Genomic DNA, 1,530 nt, shown 5'->3' on the forward strand with positions numbered 1-1,530 from the left:
ATCTTAGGTGCAATGGCCGCAATCGCGCCCGCCTGCGTTTCGTATGAGCCTTGATGCTCGAACACCATCCGGACCGCCCGTGCGCGGACCTCGGGTGAGTAGCGATTTGCCATTTTGCTTTTTGTCACCACAACCATCCTTACTTAAGTTGATGGTCTCCGACAAACTCGGGGCGATTCAGAGACCAGAAGGCCAGTCAGTTTCTTTCTTTCGAATTTTTTGTTGAGCAACCTATTGTTCCCCACCTGACGTAAGTTTCCCATCTGTGGTCTGGTGTGCCATTGTCGGGTCATGAGACGCGATGACATCTGCCTGTATCTGAGCCCCGCTAACCGTGCACAGCTTGAAGCTCTGGTCACCGACCGTAACACACCGCGAAAGCTGGTCTGGCGGGCCGAAATCGTGCTGGCGACGGCGGACGGCTATGGGACTTTCGAAATCATGCGTCGCGCGAACAAGTCGAAGCCGACCGTCTGGCGCTGGCAGGAGCGCTACCTTGACGAAGGGGTAGCCGGGCTCAAGCGCGACAAGACCCGGCCGTCGCGGGTGCCGCCGCTGCCTCGGGAAACGCGGCTCAAGGTGATCGTGAAGACGGTGCAGGAGAGCCCGCCCAACGCCACCCATTGGAGCCGCTCTACCATGGCCGAGGCCATGGGCATCTCGCCGTCGAGCGTGGGCCGCATATGGGCCGAGGCGGGTCTGAAGCCGCACCTGACGAAGGGCTTCAAGGTCTCCAACGACCCGATGTTCGAAGAGAAGGTCACCGATATCGTCGGGCTTTACCTCGACCCTCCAGAGCGGGCGGTGGTGCTCTGCGTCGACGAAAAATCCCAGATCCAAGCCCTTGATCGGACCCAGCCGGGACTGCCGCTGAAGAAGGGCCGCGCGGCCACTATGACCCACGATTACAAGCGCCATGGAACGACCACGCTGTTCGCCGCGCTTGATGTAAAGTCAGGCATGGTGATCGGCGACTGCATGCCGCGCCACCGGGCGAAGGAGTTCCTGAAGTTCCTCCGCCGCATCGACAGGGCCGTGACGGGGAAACGCGAAGTGCACCTGATCCTCGATAACTACGCCACCCACAAGACGCCCGACGTGAAGGCCTGGCTGGAGAAGCACCCGCGCTTCAAGTTGCACTTTACGCCCACCAGCGCGTCATGGCTGAACCTGGTCGAACGGTTCTTTGCCGAGATCACCTCGAAGCGCATCCGGCGCGGCAGCTATTCCAGCGTCGACGATCTGGAGAGCGCAATCTACGACTACTTGCTGCTACACAACGCAAAACCGAAACCTTTCGTCTGGACCAAAACGGCTGACGATATCCTAACGCGAGAACGCCGCGCCCTGAATGCACTCGATGAAATCAGAGGAAGCAGGTAACATGCGTCAGACTCGGAACACTAGGGTCAGGATGCATTGATTTCCCGAGCGCTGCGTGATTCACGGCTCCGAAAACGGAGCGGTGACATGAGCAATCTTTTCTGGCTGACCGACGCACAGATGGCGCGTCTGAAGCCCTACTTTCCA

General features: G+C 59.3%; 1 protein-coding gene and 1 pseudogene. One reads left to right on the forward strand and one right to left on the reverse strand.

The window, feature by feature from the left end:
• Positions 1-137, reverse strand: a pseudogene (locus tag M3N55_RS16640) (IS3 family transposase); the annotation flags it as partial.
• A gap of 154 nt (positions 138-291) precedes the next feature.
• On the opposite strand from M3N55_RS16640, the gene M3N55_RS16645 reads away from it, so the two are divergent.
• On the forward strand, positions 292-1,383 hold the full coding sequence (locus tag M3N55_RS16645; protein ID WP_249060976.1) for an IS630 family transposase: 1,092 nt from the start codon (positions 292-294) through the stop codon (positions 1,381-1,383).
• Positions 1,384-1,530: the final 147 nt, after the last annotated feature.

The sequence above is a fragment of the Roseinatronobacter domitianus genome, assembly GCF_023336755.1.
Classification (GTDB): domain Bacteria; phylum Pseudomonadota; class Alphaproteobacteria; order Rhodobacterales; family Rhodobacteraceae; genus Roseinatronobacter; species Roseinatronobacter domitianus.

Coding starts and splice junctions, on each gene's coding strand:
- M3N55_RS16645 (WP_249060976.1), top strand. CDS start 292: ATGAGACGCGATGACATCTGCCTGTATCTGAGCCCCGCTAACCGTGCA.